This window comes from Streptomyces sp. NPDC051051 (genome assembly GCF_040682975.1).
In the GTDB taxonomy this organism is placed as follows: Bacteria; Actinomycetota; Actinomycetes; order Streptomycetales; family Streptomycetaceae; genus Streptomyces.
In genome coordinates, this window is record NZ_JBFBCB010000087.1 from 1 (window position 1) to 16,505 (window position 16,505).

General features: G+C 73.8%; 14 protein-coding genes. 8 read left to right on the forward strand and 6 right to left on the reverse strand.

Annotated elements, in window-relative coordinates; translation table 11 throughout:
* Window positions 1–88: 88 nt before the first annotated feature.
* Both AB0N31_RS34760 and AB0N31_RS34765 read right to left on the reverse strand, forming a co-directional pair.
* Window positions 89–967, reverse strand: a complete 879-nt coding sequence (locus AB0N31_RS34760; protein WP_366062519.1) for an alpha/beta fold hydrolase — start codon at window positions 965–967, stop codon at window positions 89–91.
* Window positions 968–1,110: 143 nt separating this feature from the next.
* Window positions 1,111–3,630, reverse strand: a complete 2,520-nt coding sequence (locus AB0N31_RS34765; RefSeq protein WP_366062520.1) for a DEAD/DEAH box helicase — start codon at window positions 3,628–3,630, stop codon at window positions 1,111–1,113.
* 506 nt (window positions 3,631–4,136) lie between these two features.
* Here AB0N31_RS34765 and AB0N31_RS34770 point away from each other — a divergent pair.
* Entirely contained in the window at window positions 4,137–4,865 is a 729-nt protein-coding gene (locus AB0N31_RS34770) for a ferritin-like fold-containing protein (protein ID WP_363092496.1), read from the forward strand.
* A gap of 129 nt (window positions 4,866–4,994) precedes the next feature.
* Here AB0N31_RS34770 and AB0N31_RS34775 read toward each other — a convergent pair whose 3' ends face one another.
* The 4 genes from AB0N31_RS34775 to AB0N31_RS34790 all read right to left on the reverse strand — a co-directional run bounded on the left by AB0N31_RS34775 (window position 4,995) and on the right by AB0N31_RS34790 (window position 6,971).
* A complete protein-coding gene (locus AB0N31_RS34775) occupies window positions 4,995–5,264 on the reverse strand; it encodes a hypothetical protein (protein WP_366062521.1) in 270 nt (89 codons plus the stop codon).
* Between the two features lie 249 nt (window positions 5,265–5,513).
* Window positions 5,514–5,741, reverse strand: a complete 228-nt coding sequence (locus AB0N31_RS34780; protein WP_073493074.1) for a DUF3107 domain-containing protein — start codon at window positions 5,739–5,741, stop codon at window positions 5,514–5,516.
* A gap of 145 nt (window positions 5,742–5,886) precedes the next feature.
* Window positions 5,887–6,528 carry a TetR/AcrR family transcriptional regulator gene (locus tag AB0N31_RS34785; RefSeq protein ID WP_366062522.1) on the reverse strand — a complete coding sequence of 214 codons (642 nt, stop codon included), beginning with the start codon at window positions 6,526–6,528 and terminating at the stop codon, window positions 5,887–5,889.
* 221 nt (window positions 6,529–6,749) lie between these two features.
* Window positions 6,750–6,971 (reverse strand): hypothetical protein, encoded by a 222-nt coding sequence (locus tag AB0N31_RS34790; RefSeq protein WP_366062523.1) that lies wholly within the window; start codon window positions 6,969–6,971, stop codon window positions 6,750–6,752.
* Between the two features lie 198 nt (window positions 6,972–7,169).
* On the opposite strand from AB0N31_RS34790, the gene AB0N31_RS34795 reads away from it, so the two are divergent.
* The 7 genes from AB0N31_RS34795 (at window position 7,170) to moeZ (ending at window position 16,395) form a co-directional block, all read left to right on the forward strand.
* Window positions 7,170–8,306, forward strand: coding sequence for an alpha/beta hydrolase (locus tag AB0N31_RS34795; protein ID WP_366062524.1), 1,137 nt, complete (start codon window positions 7,170–7,172; stop codon window positions 8,304–8,306).
* Between the two features lie 7 nt (window positions 8,307–8,313).
* The gene (locus AB0N31_RS34800; protein WP_366062525.1) at window positions 8,314–9,813 is read left to right on the forward strand and encodes a DUF3152 domain-containing protein; all 1,500 of its coding nucleotides are present in this window, start codon (window positions 8,314–8,316) and stop codon (window positions 9,811–9,813) included.
* A 250-nt stretch (window positions 9,814–10,063) separates the two neighbouring features.
* Window positions 10,064–11,893 (forward strand): DUF3492 domain-containing protein, encoded by a 1,830-nt coding sequence (locus AB0N31_RS34805; protein WP_366062531.1) that lies wholly within the window; start codon window positions 10,064–10,066, stop codon window positions 11,891–11,893.
* Entirely contained in the window at window positions 11,890–13,233 is a 1,344-nt protein-coding gene (locus AB0N31_RS34810; RefSeq protein WP_366062526.1) for a hypothetical protein, read from the forward strand. Before AB0N31_RS34805 ends, AB0N31_RS34810 begins: the two co-directional genes overlap by 4 nt.
* 220 nt (window positions 13,234–13,453) lie before the next feature.
* Window positions 13,454–14,416 (forward strand): NAD-dependent epimerase/dehydratase family protein, encoded by a 963-nt coding sequence (locus tag AB0N31_RS34815; protein ID WP_366062527.1) that lies wholly within the window; start codon window positions 13,454–13,456, stop codon window positions 14,414–14,416.
* Entirely contained in the window at window positions 14,404–15,153 is a 750-nt protein-coding gene (locus tag AB0N31_RS34820) for a spherulation-specific family 4 protein (RefSeq protein WP_366062528.1), read from the forward strand. The genes AB0N31_RS34815 and AB0N31_RS34820 overlap by 13 nt, the downstream gene beginning before the upstream one ends.
* 63 nt (window positions 15,154–15,216) lie before the next feature.
* Window positions 15,217–16,395: an adenylyltransferase/sulfurtransferase MoeZ gene (moeZ, locus tag AB0N31_RS34825; RefSeq protein WP_366062529.1), complete on the forward strand. Its 1,179-nt coding sequence runs from the start codon at window positions 15,217–15,219 to the stop codon at window positions 16,393–16,395.
* The last annotated feature ends 110 nt before the right edge of the window (window positions 16,396–16,505 follow it).

The window sequence follows — 16,505 nt, forward strand, 5'->3', positions numbered from 1 at the left end:
TCACCCCGGAGCCGTTCCACTTCCCCCAGCCTCATACCAGAGAAGACGCCCACCACCAGGCGAGATCACCCGACGTAACGAAGCACCACTAGTCCCCGTCGGGGCGGACCTTGTCCCAGAAGTCGGCGAGCGCGTGGGCCGTCGGCAAGGGCTGGTCCAGGTTGGGGGAGTGCTCGGCTCCCGCGACGACCGTCCGGTGCGCGCCCAGGTCCATCGCCATGTCGTCCAGGACGGTCACCGGCCAGGTGTCGTCGCGTGCCCCCGACAGCACATGGGAGGGCAGGGGCACGGCGGCGAGTTCCGCGACGCGGTTCGGCTCGATGAGCAACTGGCGTCCGGTGGCCAGGAGTTGGGCGGGCTTGTGGTTCGTCCAGCGCTGCCGCAGCAGCGGCAGTTCGCCGAACCCGCGGGCCGGGCCGCCGACTTCCTCCGGCGGACCCATCGCCAGGATCGCCTCCCACACCTCCGGCATCGTCATCAGCGCGAGCGCGTCGTGCAGCAGCCGCACGCGCTGCCGCTGCGCATCGGAGATCTGCGCCGGGCCCGACGAGACCAGCGTGAACGAGGCGAAGGGGGAGTGGTCGAGCAGTACGGCCGCCCGGGCGATCTGACCGCCCAGCGAGTGACCGGCCAGATGCACGGGGGTGCCGAGCGCGGCCGCCTGCGCGAGTACGTCCCGCGCCAACTCCTCCTGCGCGTACGGTGCTTCGTCGAACGCGGGCCCGTCGCTCTCGTTCTGTCCGCGCCCGTCCACGGCGACCGTGCGGTACCCGCGCGCCGCGAGCGGCTCGTGCAGCAGGTGGAAGTCCTCCTTGCTCCCGGTGAACCCGGGCAGCAGCAGCGCGACGCCCCGCGGCACCACACCGTCGGCCACGGGCGAGTCGACGACGGCGAACTCGCCGCGCGCGGTGCGCAACGGGTACGCGCGAGCGCCGACGGGCGGGGTGAAGGCGGTCGGGGCGGTCACACACCGAGGTTACCGGGCCACACCGACGGGACGGCTGCGGAGGGGGGGCAGGTCGGCGCACGCTGCCCGGTGCCGGGAACGCCGACGGCCCGGCCGCCCCACCAGGGAGAGACCGGGCCGTCGGACGGTGCCCTTGCGGGCGATCAGCTCTCCGCGGACTCCGCGGCGGCCGTCGCCTTGCGCGTACGCCGGGTCTTCGGCTTCGCCTCGTCGGCGGCACCGGCTTCGGCCACCGTGGCGGTGGTCTTGCGGGTGCGGCGGGGCTTGGGCTCCGGCTCCTGCGCGGCCTGGGCCGGAATGTCGGCGACGGTGGCCGTCGTCTCAGGCTGGGCGGCCTTGCGGGTGCGGCGGGGCTTGGCCTCGGCGTCGTCGGCGGCCGGTGCGGCGGTGGCCGTCTTGCGCGTGCGGCGCGGCTTGGCCTCCGTGGTCTCGGCGGTGTCGACGGCGGCCTCGGCCGGCGCGGCCGTCTTGCGGGTCCGGCGCGGCTTCGCCTCGGCCGTGTCGACGGCGGCCTCCGGTGCGGCGGCGGTGGCCGTCTTGCGCGTGCGGCGCGGCTTGGCCTCCGCGCCCTCGGCCGTGTCGACCGCGGATTCCGCAGCCGACGCCGCCGTCTTGCGGGTACGGCGCGGCTTGGGCTCCGCGCCCTCGGCGGTGTCGACGGCGGCCTCGGCGGCCGGTGCCGTGGCGGTGGTCTTGCGGGTGCGGCGGGGTTTGGGCTCCGGCTCCTGCGCGGCCTGGGCCGGAATGTCGGCGACGGTGGCCGTCGTCTCAGGCTGGGCGGCCTTGCGGGTGCGGCGGGGCTTGGCCTCGGCGTCGTCGGCGGCCGGTGCGGCGGTGGCCGTCTTGCGCGTGCGGCGCGGCTTCGCCTCGGTGGCCACCGCGGCGCTTTCCGCGGTGTCGACCGCGGAATCCGCCGGGGCCGTCGCCTTGCGGGTGCGACGGCGCGGCTTGGCCTCCGTCGCCTCCGCCGTGTCGACGGCGGCTTCGGCCTCGGGGGCCGCGGCCGGCGCCTGGGCGGGGATCTCCACCACGGTCCCGGCCGCGGTCTCGACCGCCGTCCCCGTCACGTCAGCCGGCGCGTCCGCGTTCCGGCGGGTGCGGCGGCGGCGTGGCTTGGCGGCCTCCGGGGCGTCGAGGGCCGGGCCCTCCGCGGACGTCACCGCCGCTTGCGCGGCCTCGGGGGCGTCGACGGGCGTCATCGGCGCCGCCGTGGCGACCTCCTGCGCCACCGCGCCACGCGTACGGCGCCGACGGCGCGGCGTGCGCGACGTGGTCGCCTCCTCCGCGACGGGCGTCTGCTCGGGCGCCGCGGCGACGGCGGGGGCCGACGCGTCGAGGGGCTCGCCGTTGCGCGTGCGGCGGCGACTGCGAGGCGTACGGGTGGGACGCTCGCGCTCGGCGGAGCGGGACTCGCCACGGCCGCCGCCGCGGCGGTCACCCCGGTCGTTACGGCCGCGTCCACCACGGCCGCCCGGCTCGCCGAGGTCCTCCATCTCCTCCGCGTCGAGTCCGGCGCGCGTGCGCTCCGAACGCGGCAGGACACCCTTGGTGCCGGCCGGGATGTCGAGGTCCTCGAAGAAGTGCGGGGACGTGGAGTACGTCTCCGGCGGGTCCGGGAAGCCCAGGTCCAGCGCCTTGTTGATCAGCTGCCAGCGCGGGATGTCGTCCCAGTCGACGAGGGTGACGGCGATGCCCTTGGCGCCCGCGCGGCCGGTGCGGCCGATGCGGTGCAGGTACGTCTTCTCGTCCTCGGGGGACTGGTAGTTGATGACGTGGGTGACGCCCTCGACGTCGATGCCGCGGGCGGCGACGTCGGTGCAGACGAGGACGTCGACCTTGCCGTTGCGGAAGGCGCGCAGCGCCTGCTCGCGAGCGCCCTGGCCGAGGTCGCCGTGGACCGCGCCGGAGGCGAAGCCCCGCTGCTTGAGCTGGTCGGCGAGGTCGGCGGCGGTGCGCTTGGTGCGGCAGAAGACCATGGCGAGACCACGGCCCTCGGCCTGGAGGATGCGCGAGACCATCTCGGGCTTGTCCATGTTGTGCGCGCGGTACACGTGCTGCCTGGTGTTCGCGACGGTCGCGCCCGCGTCGTCCGGCGACGTGGCGTTGATGTGCGTGGGCTGCGACATGTAGCGGCGGGCGAGGCCGATGACCGCGCCCGGCATGGTCGCCGAGAACAGCATGGTCTGACGCTTCGCCGGAAGCATGTTGATGATCTTCTCGACGTCGGGCAGGAAGCCCAGGTCGAGCATCTCGTCGGCCTCGTCGAGGACGAGCGAGCGGATGTGCTTCAGGTCGAGCTTCTTCTGGCCCGCGAGGTCCAGCAGCCGGCCCGGGGTGCCGACGACCACGTCGACGCCCTTCTGCAGGGCCTCGACCTGGGGCTCGTAGGCGCGGCCGCCGTAGATGGCGAGGACGCGCACATTGCGCACCTTGCCCGCGGTGAGCAGGTCGTTGGTGACCTGCGTGCACAGCTCGCGGGTGGGGACGACGACGAGCGCCTGCGGGGCGTCGGTCAGGTCCTCGGGCCGGGCGCGCCCGGCCTCGACGTCGGCGGGGACGGTGACGCGCTCCAACAGGGGAAGGCCGAAGCCGAGCGTCTTGCCGGTGCCGGTCTTGGCCTGTCCGATGACGTCCGTGCCCGTGAGGGCGACCGGGAGCGTCATTTCCTGGATGGGGAAGGCCGTGATGATGCCGACGGCCTCGAGGGCTTCGGCGGTCTCGGGAAGGATCCCGAGCTCTCGGAACGTGGTAGTCAGGGTGCTGCCTCTTCTGTGTGCGCGGTGCGAGGCGAGCGCGGGGGTCGTGGCGGACCGCGCCGGGGACGTCGGCCGCCCTGTGGGCGAAGCCGGCAAGACACGGGACCTCTGCCGACGCTCTAGCGTTCGTACCGCTGAGGGGTCCCTCCGGTCGTCGTACGCGATGTGCCGTACGGCCAGGGAGGGCTGTCGGGTCGGAGCCGATCGGGCCACCGACCGGGCATCCTCATACGTGCGGCCCGTCGAATACTCGGCAGGCGCATTACCACCATACCCCGAATTCGCGCACATGCGATGGCCGATTCGGTCACGTTGTGGTTGTCACACCGTCGGACAGGGTCCTTCGCGTCGTCGTTGTCACACTGACTGACCAGGGACTTCCCTCTCGCGGCGGGCGGGCTATTGTGCGCTCCATGACGAGCTCTGACAAGCCTGAGAACGCCGCCACCGGTATCGCCGCCCAGGACTGGGCGAAGGCCTCCGCCGATCCGCAGTACCGGGCCGCGGTCGTGGACCTGCTCGGCGCGCTCGCGTACGGCGAGCTCGCGGCGTTCGAGCGGCTCGCCGAGGACGCCAAACTGGCGCCCACGCTGGAGGACAAGGCGGAACTGGCGAAGATGGCGTCGGCCGAGTTCCACCACTTCGAGCGGCTGCGCGACCGGCTCACGGAGGTCGGCGAGGAGCCGACGCGCGCGATGGAGCCGTTCGTCGCCGCGCTCGACGGCTTCCACAAGCAGACCGCCCCGTCGGACTGGCTGGAGGGCCTCGTCAAGGCCTACGTCGGCGACTCGATCGCCAGCGACTTCTACCGCGAGGTCGCGGCCCGTCTGGACACCGACACCCGAGCCCTGGTGCTGGCCGTGCTCGACGACACCGGTCACGCCGGCTTCGCCGTCGACCGGGTGCGCGCGGCGATCGACGCGGACCCGCGCGTGGGCGGGCGGCTCGCGCTGTGGGCGCGGCGGCTGATGGGCGAGGCCCTGTCGCAGTCGCAGCGGGTGGTGGCCGACCGCGACGCGCTGTCGACGATGCTCGTGGGCGGTGTCGCGGACGGGTTCGACCTCGCGGAGGTGGGGCGGATGTTCTCGCGGATCACCGAGGCGCACACGAAGCGGATGGCTGCGCTGGGCCTGGCCGCCTAGCGCTCCGCGGGGGCCCGGCAGCGCTCCGGGGAGGTTTCCGCGGGCCTGCCGGGCGCCGCGGGCCCTGCGCGGCTGGTCACGCGGTTCCCCGCGCCCCTTGCCGGCTCGGTTCCCGCGGGGCCGATGCGGCTACGCGGTGGCTGACCGGCGGCGGAGTCCGGCCGCCGGGCGCAGGAGCAGCGAGAGGGAGGCGGTGGAGACGACCGCCGCGCCGAGGAGGGCCACGACCGCGGAGCCGGGGCCCAGCGCGCTGTGGGTGACGAAGTCGCCGAACAGGGCTCCGGCGACGCCCGTCGCCAGCACCAGGGTGCGGGCGGGGAGCCGGTGGGACAGACGGTGGACCGCCGCCCACGCGAGCACGAGACCGAGCACAGCGGAGACGAGCGCTTCCAAGATCATCCGGGGTCCCTCCAGGCGGTCGGGCCGTGCATCAAGGTCGTAGCCCGTCCTACCCGTGACCTGCGGAATGCAATCCTCCTGTGCGGTCGGGCCGTGCTCCGTCCGTGGCGGGCGCGGTGCGGGAGCCGATGTGCGTCGCGGTGTGAGCCGATCCGGCCGGTGCGCGGGCTGATCCGCGTGCCGGCGTGGCGGGACGCGGAAGGGGCCCGGCAGCCGAACGGCCGCCGGGCCCCTTCCGTCGAGCGTGGCCTACAGCGCGCCGAAACCCACCTTGCGCGGGGCCGGCTCGCCCAGCTCCACGTAGGCCAGGCGGTCGGCCGGAACCAGGACCTTGCGGCCGTGCTGGTCCGTGAGGCTGAGCAGCTGCGACTTCCCTGCCAGGGCGTCGGCCACCACGCGCTCGACCTCCTCGGGAGTCTGACCGCTCTCCAGAACGATCTCGCGGGGCGCGTGCTGCACGCCGATCTTGACCTCCACGGCTAAGTCCCTCCGACGATCACGAGGTGCGCGGGCGTCCGCGCCGTACGCTGCACACATTAGCCCGGTGAGGGGACGTGCACGGCGCGGCCGTCCACGCCAGGAGCGAACAGCGAACGGGAACAAACTGCCGGGGCGGTGTCCCTCAGTGCTGTTCGATGCCGTGCAGCGGGAATCCTGCGATGCCCCGCCAGGCGAGGGAGGCCAGCAACTGCACCGCCTGGTCACGCGGGACGCTGCGGTCGCTGTGCAGCCAGGAACGCGCCACCACCTGCGCGAGACCGCCGAGGCCGGAGGCCAGCAGCATCGACTCCGCGCGCGAGAGGCCGGTGTCCTCGGCGATCACCTCGCAGATCGCCTCGGCGCACTCGTTGGTGACCTTGTCGACGCGCTCGCGCACGGCGGGCTCGTTCGTCAGGTCCGACTCGAAGACCAGGCGGAAGGCGCCGCCGTCGTCCTCGACGTACGCGAAGTACGCGTCCATCGTCGCGCGGACGCGCTGCTTGTTGTCGGTGGTCGAGGCGAGCGCGCTGCGCACGGCCTGGATGAGCGACTCGCAGTGCTGGTCCAGCAGCGCCAGGTACAGGTCGAGCTTGCCCGGGAAGTGCTGGTAGAGCACCGGCTTGCTGACGCCGGCGCGTTCCGCGATGTCGTCCATCGCCGCCGCGTGGTAGCCCTGTGCGACGAAGACTTCCTGGGCGGCGCCCAGCAGTTGGTTCCGTCGGGCACGGCGCGGCAGGCGCGTGCCTCGCGGGCGCGCCGCCTCGGTCTGCTCGATGGCTGTCACGCCGCCTCCCAATGTCGTCCCTCTTGCGGTGTGCCGCCGCGCCGCCATCGTACTTTTCGGTAACCGTGGTGTGCGCGGTGCGAGCGCAGAATTTCACGGACCGGACGATGGCAAAAGCCGTAGGTAAGGTTTCGTAGCGGGGCGTAGCGGGCAGAATCGCGCTCCGCTCCGGCCGGACGCACGGCGGTCCTCGGCGTCCCGGGGAGTGGCCCCGGGTCTGCTCAGCGGTAGTCGTCCTCGTCCTGCGAGACGACACGCGCCTGTTCGATGACGTCCGCCTCGTTGGCCCGGCTCGGATCCACCTCGTCCAGCGGGTCGTCGCTCTTCGGGGCGACATCGGCCTGCTGTTCGGCGGCGTCGTTCTCCGGCGCCTCGACGTCGATCTCCGCGGCGGCGTCCTCCTGGTCCGCGAACGTCTCCGGATCGGTGGGGTCGATGGCCATGACGGGCTCCCTTCCTACGAACATCCCTGAAAATGCAGGGGTCACACGCGGGTGCCCTCTGTACGAGCCTAGGAGACACCCATTTCGGACGCTATGCGATGTGCCCGGGAATCGCGCCGCCATCTGCGCGACGCGCGATCGGCCTCTTGTGACGCCGAACACACGGGTCCGCGTGTGATCGTCTCGTAACATTGCGGCATGTCTTCGACAGAGCTGCCGTCCGTGCCGCCCACCAGCGTGCTGCCGAAGGCCGCGTCGGTCCGGGTCGCCGAGGGCGAGAGGCTGCGGTCGGTCCGCCTCCCCGGCATCACCCTGACGGTCCGCTCCAGGCCGGCCGCGCGTGCGGGACTGCATCCCGCGCTGTACGTCCACGGCCTCGGCGGCTCCTCGCAGAACTGGTCCGCGCTGATGGCGCAGCTCGACGGCGTCGTCGAGAGCGAGGCCGTCGACCTGCCCGGCTTCGGGGACTCCCCGCCGCCGGACGACGGCGACTACTCCATCACGGCACACGCGCGTGCCGTGATCCGTCACCTCGACGCGTCCGGCCGCGGACCCGTCCACCTCTTCGGCAACTCGCTGGGCGGCGCCGTGTCCACGCGGATCGCGGCGGTCCGCCCCGACCTCGTCCGGACCCTGACCCTCGTCTCACCGGCTCTCCCGGAACTGCGCGTCCAGCGCACGGCGGTGCCCACCGGACTGCTCGGCATGCCCGGTGTGGCCGCGCTGTTCACCCGGTTCACCCGGGACTGGACGGCCGAACAGCGGGTCCGCGGCGTCATGGCCCTGTGCTACGGCGATCCCGGGCAGGTCACCCCGGAGGCGTTCGGCCACGCCGTGGAGGAACTCGAGCGGCGGCTGCGGCTGCCGTACTTCTGGGACGCGATGACGCGCTCCGCCCGCGGGCTGGTCAGCGCCTACACGCTGGGCGGCCAGCACGGCCTGTGGCGCCAGGCCGAACGCGTCCTCGCCCCGGCCCTCCTCGTCTACGGCGGCCGCGACCGGCTCGTCGGCTTCCGCATGGCCCAGCGGGCGGCACGCGCCTTCCGCGACTCCCGCCTGCTCACCCTGCCGGACGCGGGCCACGTGGCGATGATGGAGTACCCGGAGACGGTCGCCACGGCGTTCCGTGAACTGTTGGAACGGACGGCGGATCCGGGACCGGCCACGAAGGCGCGGGCCGGGAAGGACAGGGGCGACGGGACGGCACCGGACGCCGGCACCGGGGCGGGGCCGGAGGCGGACACCGGGGCGGGGCCGGAGGCGGGCCCGGGAACCGGCTCGGGCTCCGGGGCGTTCACCGGACGGGCCGGCGGATCCGCGGGCACGGGGAGCTGAGGGGGCCGTGGGACGTCACAGCCGGCGCGGGCCCGCGCCCAGGAGCACAGCACAGCAGGACACCGGCGGTACCCCCCGGGAAGCCGCGCCTGGCGAGGCGGGGGACGCCCGCCCCCAGGGCGCGGCCCCGCCCGCCGACGCGCCCTCGGCGAAGTCCGGGTTTCCCGACGGCACCCCGGCTCGCGGTGTGCCGCGGCTTCCCGACGACACCCCCGCGCGGAGCGTGCCCGGACTTTCCGACCGCACCCCCGCCCAGGGCCTGCCCCTCCCGGGCGCTCGCCGTGCCCCCGGCGGCACCCCCGCCCACGGCACCCCGCAGGTCCGCGGCGGGCACCCCGAGCAGCGGGAGGCCGGGGGCGCCTGGGGCGAGTTGCGGGGCCGCACGGCGAGCGGATCCGGCCCGCTGATCCCCCGCCAGCGGCCCGAGTCCGCGGCCGCGTCCCGGCAGCGGGCGTCCGATACGGCGGCGGGCCCGCGCCAGGACTACCTCGACGCCTTCACCGAGGACGACGACGTCTTCCAGCGCCGCGCGCCCGTGGCGGCCGCCACGGCCACGGCACTCGCCACGGACACGTGTGTCGCCCCGCGCCCCACCGACGCCTACGTCTCCGTCACCGACTGGGACCGAAGTCCCGGTCCGGCTCCCACGGGCGGTGGGGCCGGCGGCGAACCGCCCACCGGCGAACCAACGACCAAGGGTGGCAAGGGCCGGGCCTTCACCGGCATCGCGGCCGCCGCCGTCACCACCGTGTTGGCCATCGTGGTCGCCGGACAGGTCACCGACACGCGCGACGAGGACTCCGTCCAGTCGCACACCACGACCGACAAGGCCGCCCGTGACGCCCGCGACTCCGCCGCGCGCGGCGCCGACCGGCCGAGCCCGTCGGCGTCACCCAGTGCGGTGCCGCTGACGTACGACCAGATGATGAGCGCGCGCTACCGCTTCGGGGCCACGTCCGCGGGGACGGGGAAGTTCGACGCCGTGCCCGGGATCGACAAGGCGCCCGGCAAGGGCCAGAAGTACACCTACCGCGTGGATGTCGAGCAGGGGCTCGGGCTCGACGCCGAACTGTTCGCGCAGGCCGTGCAGAAGACGCTCAACGACGACCGCAGCTGGGCCCACGGCGGCGCGCGGACCTTCGAGCGGATCCACTCGGGGGAGCCGGACTTCGTCATCACGCTCGCCAGCCCCGACACCACCGCCGACTGGTGCGCGAAATCCGGCCTGGACACCACCGAGGACAACGTCTCCTGCGACTCGGCCGCCACCGAACGCGTGATGATCAACGCCTACCGGTGGGCGCAGGGGTCCGCGACCTACGGTGACGAGATGTACGCCTACCGCCAGATGCTGATCAACCACGAGGTGGGCCACCGGCTCGGCTACGGCCATGTCACCTGCGACAAGGACGGGGACCTCGCCCCGGTCATGCAGCAGCAGACGAAGTTCCTGGAGTACGACGGCATCCGCTGCCTGCCCAACCCCTGGCCCTACCCGAACAACTGACGAACGGCGGGGCGCCGACCGTGCGGCGCCCCGGGCAGTGCCCCGCGCCCCTCGAGGCGTAACGTTTCGCGCTCGTTTGATCCCTTAGCGCGACGGAACGCCGCCCGCACGGGAAAGTTACGACCGTTCACCCCTTTTGGTGGCGCGACGGACAACCGTCCGTCGCGCCACCGCCTTGTCCGCATACGTTCGTCCCGCTGCGAGCCGCCGGGTCAACGGCGGCTCCCCAAACGGGAGATCGGGGGTGCGCGTGCGCATCGGACTGCTTACGGAGGGTGGCTATCCGTATGTGAGCGGTGATGCGGGGCTCTGGTGCGACCGGCTCGTGCGCGGGCTCGGGCAGCACGAGTTCGACGTCTACGCGCTCAGCCGCACCGAGCGTCAGGAGACCGCGGGCCAGGTCGCACTGCCGTCGCAGGTCACCCGCGTGCGCACCGCGCCGCTGTGGACCGCCGAGGACGACGGGGTGGTGCACGGACGGCGTGCGCGCCGGCGTTTCACCGAGCACTACGGCGCGTTGGTGTCCGTGCTGTGCGAGGGAGTGCCCGTCGATGCCGGGAAGGACCGTTCCGCACCTCAGGCGGACCGTTTCGGCAACGCGCTGTACGGGCTCGCGGAACTCGCCCGCGACGAGGGAGGCCTGGTGGGCGCGCTCCGCTCGGAGCATGCCGTACGCGCCCTGGAGCGCGCCTGTCGTGCGCCCGGCGCGCTCGGCACGGCGCGTGAGGCGCGCGTTCCCGATCTCCTCGCCGTCGCCGCGCACCTCGAAGGGGCCCTGCGCCCCCTCTCGCTCGACTGGTACGAGGACGACGGCAACGACGGGCTCGGCTCGGTCGACCTCTGCCACGCGGCTTCCGGGGGCGCGGCGGCACTCCCGGGCCTGCTCGCCCGTCACTTCTTCGGCGTGCCGCTGCTGGTGACGGAGTACGGGGTCCGGTTGCGGACGCACTATCTGGGTGCGGGTGCGGGTGCGGGTGCGGGTGCGGGTGCGGGCGGCGCCGCCCCGGCTTCGGCCGCCGCTCCGGCGCCGCCCGCCCCGGCCGTACGGTCCCTGCTCGCGGCCTTCCACGGGCGGCTCGCCGCCGAGGTGTACCGGCAGGCGGCGTGTGTCACGCCCGGCAACGCGCACGCCCGCCGCTGGCAGGAGCGCTGCGGTGCCGACCGGGCCAAGCTCCGCACGGTCCCCCCGGGCATGGACGCCTCCCGCTTCGCCGAGGTCGGCGAATCCCCGGACGCCGGTGACCCGCGCACGCTGGTCTGGGTCGGCAGGGTGGAACCGGCCAAGGACCTGGTGTCCCTGCTGCACGCCTTCGCCGAGATCCACCGGGAGGAGCCCGGGACCAGGCTGCGGATCTTCGGCAGCGCGGCCGGAGCGGAGGGCGAGGCCTACCTCGGCCACTGCCGGATGCTCGCCGCGCAGATCTTCCCCGACGAGGCCGCCGGACCGCACGCCGTCGGCGACAACCCGGTGTCCTTCGAGGAGATCGGCGGACCGGAGGTCCCCGGGCTCGCCGAGGCGTACGCGGCGGGTGCCGTCGTGATCCTGTCCAGCGTCGTCGAGGGGTTCCCGGTCGGCCTCGTCGAGGCGATGTTCTGCGGGCGCGCAACGGTGTCCACGGACGTCGGCGCAGTGGTCGAGGTCATCGGGGGCACCGGACTCGTCGTCCCGCCGCGCAACCCGAGGGCGCTCGCGGAGGCGTGCGTGGACCTGCTGCGCGACCCCGGGCGCCGCGCACGCCTGGGCGCGGCCGCCCGCGCCCGTGCCCTCGAACTGTTCACCGTCGAGCAGAACATCGAGGCGTTCCACGGCATCTACCTGGAGATCGTCTCCCGGAGCCCGGTCCGCCGGGTCGTCCTCGACGCGGCCGGGGAACCCCGGCCCTTCGCGGTCCCGGCCGAGGCCTGGCTGCCCGGCCGGTGGACCGGCCTCGCCGGAGGGGCCACTCCCCGGAACCCGCCCGGCTCGGCGGCGGGACCGCCGCTGCCGGGTACGGCGGCGGCACACGGTTCCGCCACGACGCACGGCCCGTCCGCGCCCCGCTCCACCACTCCCGTCGCCGCGACCGAGGGAGCCCGATGAGCGGCCTGGGCGAACTCGACCGCCCCGCGACACCGGCACCCGCCGGTGCCTGGGACGAACGGTCAGAGGAGTGGCTCGTGAACGAGGACATCTCTGCGGACGCCGACGCGCCGTCCGACCCCGGTGGGCCGGCGGTGACCACCCGCGCCGGGCGTCCCGCGCCGGCCACCGCGGCACACCCCGGTCCGGAGACACCCCCCGTCGCCCCTCGACGAGGCGCCGCCGTGGACCCGGTGAAAGCGCTGATGCACCGCCACCGGGACCTGTGCGAAAGGGCGGTCGATCCGCTGGAGATCGCGGCGGGACTGGAGGCCCACGGCGTCACCGACCGCACCGCCGCGCGGTTCCGGCACCGGGACGTCTTCTCCCTCGCGGAGGAGATGTACGCCCGCGTCCCCAGGGACGCCGACACGCCTTCGCACCCGCGCCCGGAGCCCGCGCCGGCGCCACGGGCCCGCCTGGACTGGGCGCTGCTCACCCTCCTGCCCGGTGCCCTGGGCGCCGCGACCGTCGCCGGCCTTCGCCTCACCCACGGTCGGACCCGCCTCCTCGTGGTCACCGCGGGCGTCCTGGCGGTGGCCCTCGCCCTGCGGGCCGCCCTTCGCCGGGGCCCCTTGAGCCGCCGCGACGGTCGGGGCCCGTCGATCCCGCGCGGAGGCCCGCAGGCCGGCCGGCACCGCACCGGCGGCCGGACCGGATGGCTCCTCGCCTACGCGGCCCTCGGTGACGGCCTGCTGCGCGTCGCGGCCGACGGCGGTCCCGACGGCCTGCCCACCGGAACGGCCGACGGGCCCTGGCCGCTCGCCACAGCCCCGCTCCTGACCCTCGCCCTGGCCTGCGTGCCCGCCGCGTGGTGCGCGCACCTCCTCGCCGTGCGCGTCCGGCACCGGCTCGGCAGCAGCCGAGGCCTCGACGAGTTCGCCGCCTCCGTACGGCCGCTGCTGCTCGGTGCCTTCGCCCTGTTCCTGTGCGCCCTCGCGGTCCTCACCGGCGTCTGCGCGGCCGCCCTCGGTGAACCGGCCGCCTACGCGAGCACGCTCACCCTGGGCGCGCTGCTCCTCCTCTCCCGCCTCCTCACCGTCCACGGCTTCACCCAAGCCCCGATGGTCGTCCTCAGGGCCGCCGGTGCGGCCGAGGCGATCGCCCCGGCCCTGCTCTTCGCGGGCCGGCTGCCCGGCTGCGGCTTCCTGGCCGTACCCGTCGACACCCTCGTGGCCGCCTGGGGGCCCGCCGCAGTCCCCGTCCTCGCCTGCGGGACGGCCGCCCTCGTCCTGCTGATCCACGCGACCCGCACCCTCACCAGGGCCTCGGCCCACGCGCCATCGGGTCAGCCGTGCTGACCCGGAGCCGTCCGCCCGCCCCCGACCACCGCGCGCCGCGCCACCCCCACCGTGCACGGACCGCACGACGCACGCGCTCCTCCACTCATGCAATCCCCTTAAGGAGAGACCAGATGACCACCTCCCGATCCGGAGCGACCGGAGCCACCGGGACACCCGCGGTCGCAGGAGCCCGCGCGGTCACCGGAGCAGCCGCGACGCACACCCCGGGGGCCGCGCGATGAGAGTCCTGCTGACCGGAGCCAACGGTTACGTCGGCCGCTTCGTCGCCGACCGTCTGCTCGCCGACCCGGCCGTCCAGCTCACCGCGCTCGGCCGCGGCGACGACGCCGACGTCCGCTTCGACCTCGCGAGCGGCAGTCCCGGCGCCCTCACCCGCTTCCTCGACGCGGTCCACCCCCAGGTCGTCGTCAACTGTGCCGGAGCCACCCGAGGCGGAGCCCGGGAACTCACCCGGCACAACACCGTCGCCGTCGCCACCGTCTGCGAGGCGCTGCGCCGCAGCGGCTGTGGCGCCCGTCTCGTCCACATCGGCTGCGGCGCCGAATACGGCCCCAGCCAGCCCGGGTCCTCGACCGCCGAGGACGCCGTGCCGCGCCCCGGCGGCCCGTACGGCGTCAGCAAGCTCGCCGCCACCGAGCTCGTCCTGGGCTCCGGTCTGGACGCGGTAGTGCTGCGGGTCTTCTCCCCGGCCGGGCCCGGCACCCCCGCCGGCTCCCCGCTGGGCCGGCTTGCCGAGGCGATGCGCCGCGCCATGCAGTCCGGTGACGGTGAGCTGAAACTCGGCGGACTCGGCGCCCAGCGCGATTTCATCGACGTCCGTGACGTCGCCCGCGCCGTGCACGCCGCCTCGCTGTCCGCCGCCCAGGGCGTGATCAACATCGGCTCCGGCCGCGCCGTCCGCCTCCGGGACGCCGCCGCCGTCCTCGCCCGCGTGGCCGGATACGGCGGCACCCTCCACGAACTCGACGGCCCGCCCGGCGGCCACCTCAGGCCGGCCATCGGCCACCCCCGTCCCGACTCCGACCACGCGGCTCCGGTCGCGTACCCGTACCCCGACGGGTGCGGCAACTGGCAGCAGGCCGATGTCCGCACTGCCCGCGACCGGCTGGGCTGGCGGCCGCGGATCAACCTCGAGGAATCCCTCGCCGACATCTGGATGGAGGCGGCATGTCGTATCTGACCGGCACCCGGGCGGGCACCGCGAGCACCGACGTCCGCACCGGCTTCGGTGTCCCCGGCTTCGCGCACCCCCTCGTCGCGCCGGCCGAGTGGGGTGAACTCGCCCGTCCCGGCAGGCCCCTGCACTGGGTCGTCCTCAACGTCGCCCACGGACCCGGTGTCCGTCCCGACCCGCACTGCCTGGAGGCCGCGGGCCGGCTCCGCAACGCGGGCGTCCGCGTCCTCGGCCACCTCGACGCCGTCCACGGCGCCCGCGCTCTCGCCGAGGTGATCGCCGACGCCCACCGCTACCTCGACTGGTACCAGGTCGACGGCTTCCTCCTGGACCGCTGCCCGACCGAACGCGCCGAGCTCCCGGTGATCCGCCGCGCCGTCGGCACCCTGCGCTCGCTCCGTGACGCGCCTCACATCGTCCTCGGGCACGGCGTCCATCCGCATCCCGGATACGCGGAGAACGCCGATCAGCTCGTCACCTTCTCCGGGCCCTGGAGCGACTACCGCTGGTCGCAGGCGGCCGAGTGGACCGCCGACTACCCGCCCGAGCGGTTCTGCCACTTCGTGCACGGCGTGCCCCGCGGCCACCTCGACGAGGCGCTGCGGATCGCCCGCTGGCAGGGAGCGGCCACGATCTGGGTCACCGACCGCCACGACCACGACGGCGTGTGCGACCCGTGGGAGGCCATGCCCGGCTACTGGGACGAAATCGTCTCGCGGATCGGAACAGGTGTCTCGGAATGAAGAAGGCCATGGCAGTGTTACGGGGAGAACAACCATAGTGATTGACCGACCAACGGAGTCCCCGTGTCGCTGCCACCCCTGGTCGAGCCGGCTGCCGAGCTCACCGTAGACGAGGTCCGCAGGTACTCCCGCCACCTGATCATCCCCGAGGTCGGGATGGACGGGCAGAAGCGGCTGAAGAACGCCAAGGTGCTGTGTGTCGGCGCCGGCGGCCTGGGCTCGCCGGCGCTGATGTACCTGGCCGCGGCGGGCGTGGGCACGCTCGGCATCGTGGAGTTCGACGAGGTCGACGAGTCGAACCTCCAGCGCCAGATCATCCACAGCCAGGCCGACATCGGCCGCTCCAAGGCCGAGTCCGCGCGCGACTCCGTCCTGGGCATCAACCCGTACGTGAACGTGGTCCTGCACGAGGAGCGGCTCGAGGCCGACAACGTGATGGACATCTTCAGCCAGTACGACCTGATCGTGGACGGCACGGACAACTTCGCCACCCGCTACCTGGTCAACGACGCCGCCGTACTGCTGAACAAGCCGTACGTGTGGGGCTCGATCTACCGCTTCGACGGTCAGGCGTCCGTCTTCTGGTCGGAGCACGGTCCCTGCTACCGCTGCCTCTACCCGGAGCCCCCGCCCCCCGGCATGGTTCCCTCCTGCGCCGAGGGCGGCGTGCTGGGCGTGCTCTGCGCGTCCATCGGTTCCATCCAGGTCACCGAGGCGATCAAGCTCCTCACCGGCACTGGTGAGCCGCTGGTCGGCCGTCTGATGATCTACGACGCCCTGGAGATGCAGTACCGGCAGGTCAAGGTCCGAAAGGACCCCGACTGCGCGGTCTGCGGCGAGAACCCGACCGTCACGGAGCTCATCGACTACGAGGCCTTCTGCGGCGTCGTGTCGGAGGAGGCCCAGCAGGCGGCCGCCGGCGCGACGATCACGCCCAAGCAGCTCAAGGAGTGGATCGACGACGGCGAGAGCATCGAGATCATCGACGTCCGCGAGCCGAACGAGTTCGAGATCGTCTCCATCCCGGGCGCCAAGCTGATCCCGAAGAACGAGTTCCTGCTCGGCACCGCCCTCGAGGGCCTGCCCCAGGACCGGAAGATCGTCTTGCACTGCAAGACGGGTGTCCGCAGTGCGGAAGTCCTCGCGGTGCTGAAGTCCGCGGGCTTCGCGGACGCCGTCCACGTCGGCGGCGGTGTGATCGGCTGGGTCAACCAGATCGAGCCGAGCAAGCCGGTCTACTGAGCCGACCCGCCTGCCTGAGCGGCGGGGGCCGCGCGCACCACGGGCCGAGCTTGGCGGCGCTCTTGTCGAAACCGTGCAGGGTCTCGTCGTAGCCGTAGTCGCTGATCCAG

Excerpts from the sequence above, each read along its gene's own strand:
- AB0N31_RS34765 (WP_366062520.1), bottom strand. The coding sequence starts at position 3,630 with ATGACGCTCCCGGTCGCCCTCACGGGCACGGACGTCATCGGACAGGCC.
- AB0N31_RS34770 (WP_363092496.1), top strand. The coding sequence starts at position 4,137 with ATGACGAGCTCTGACAAGCCTGAGAACGCCGCCACCGGTATCGCCGCC.
- AB0N31_RS34775 (WP_366062521.1), bottom strand. The coding sequence starts at position 5,264 with ATGATCTTGGAAGCGCTCGTCTCCGCTGTGCTCGGTCTCGTGCTCGCG.
- AB0N31_RS34790 (WP_366062523.1), bottom strand. The coding sequence starts at position 6,971 with ATGGCCATCGACCCCACCGATCCGGAGACGTTCGCGGACCAGGAGGAC.
- AB0N31_RS34795 (WP_366062524.1), top strand. The coding sequence starts at position 7,170 with ATGTCTTCGACAGAGCTGCCGTCCGTGCCGCCCACCAGCGTGCTGCCG.
- AB0N31_RS34810 (WP_366062526.1), top strand. The coding sequence starts at position 11,890 with ATGAGCGGCCTGGGCGAACTCGACCGCCCCGCGACACCGGCACCCGCC.
- AB0N31_RS34815 (WP_366062527.1), top strand. The coding sequence starts at position 13,454 with ATGAGAGTCCTGCTGACCGGAGCCAACGGTTACGTCGGCCGCTTCGTC.
- AB0N31_RS34820 (WP_366062528.1), top strand. The coding sequence starts at position 14,404 with ATGTCGTATCTGACCGGCACCCGGGCGGGCACCGCGAGCACCGACGTC.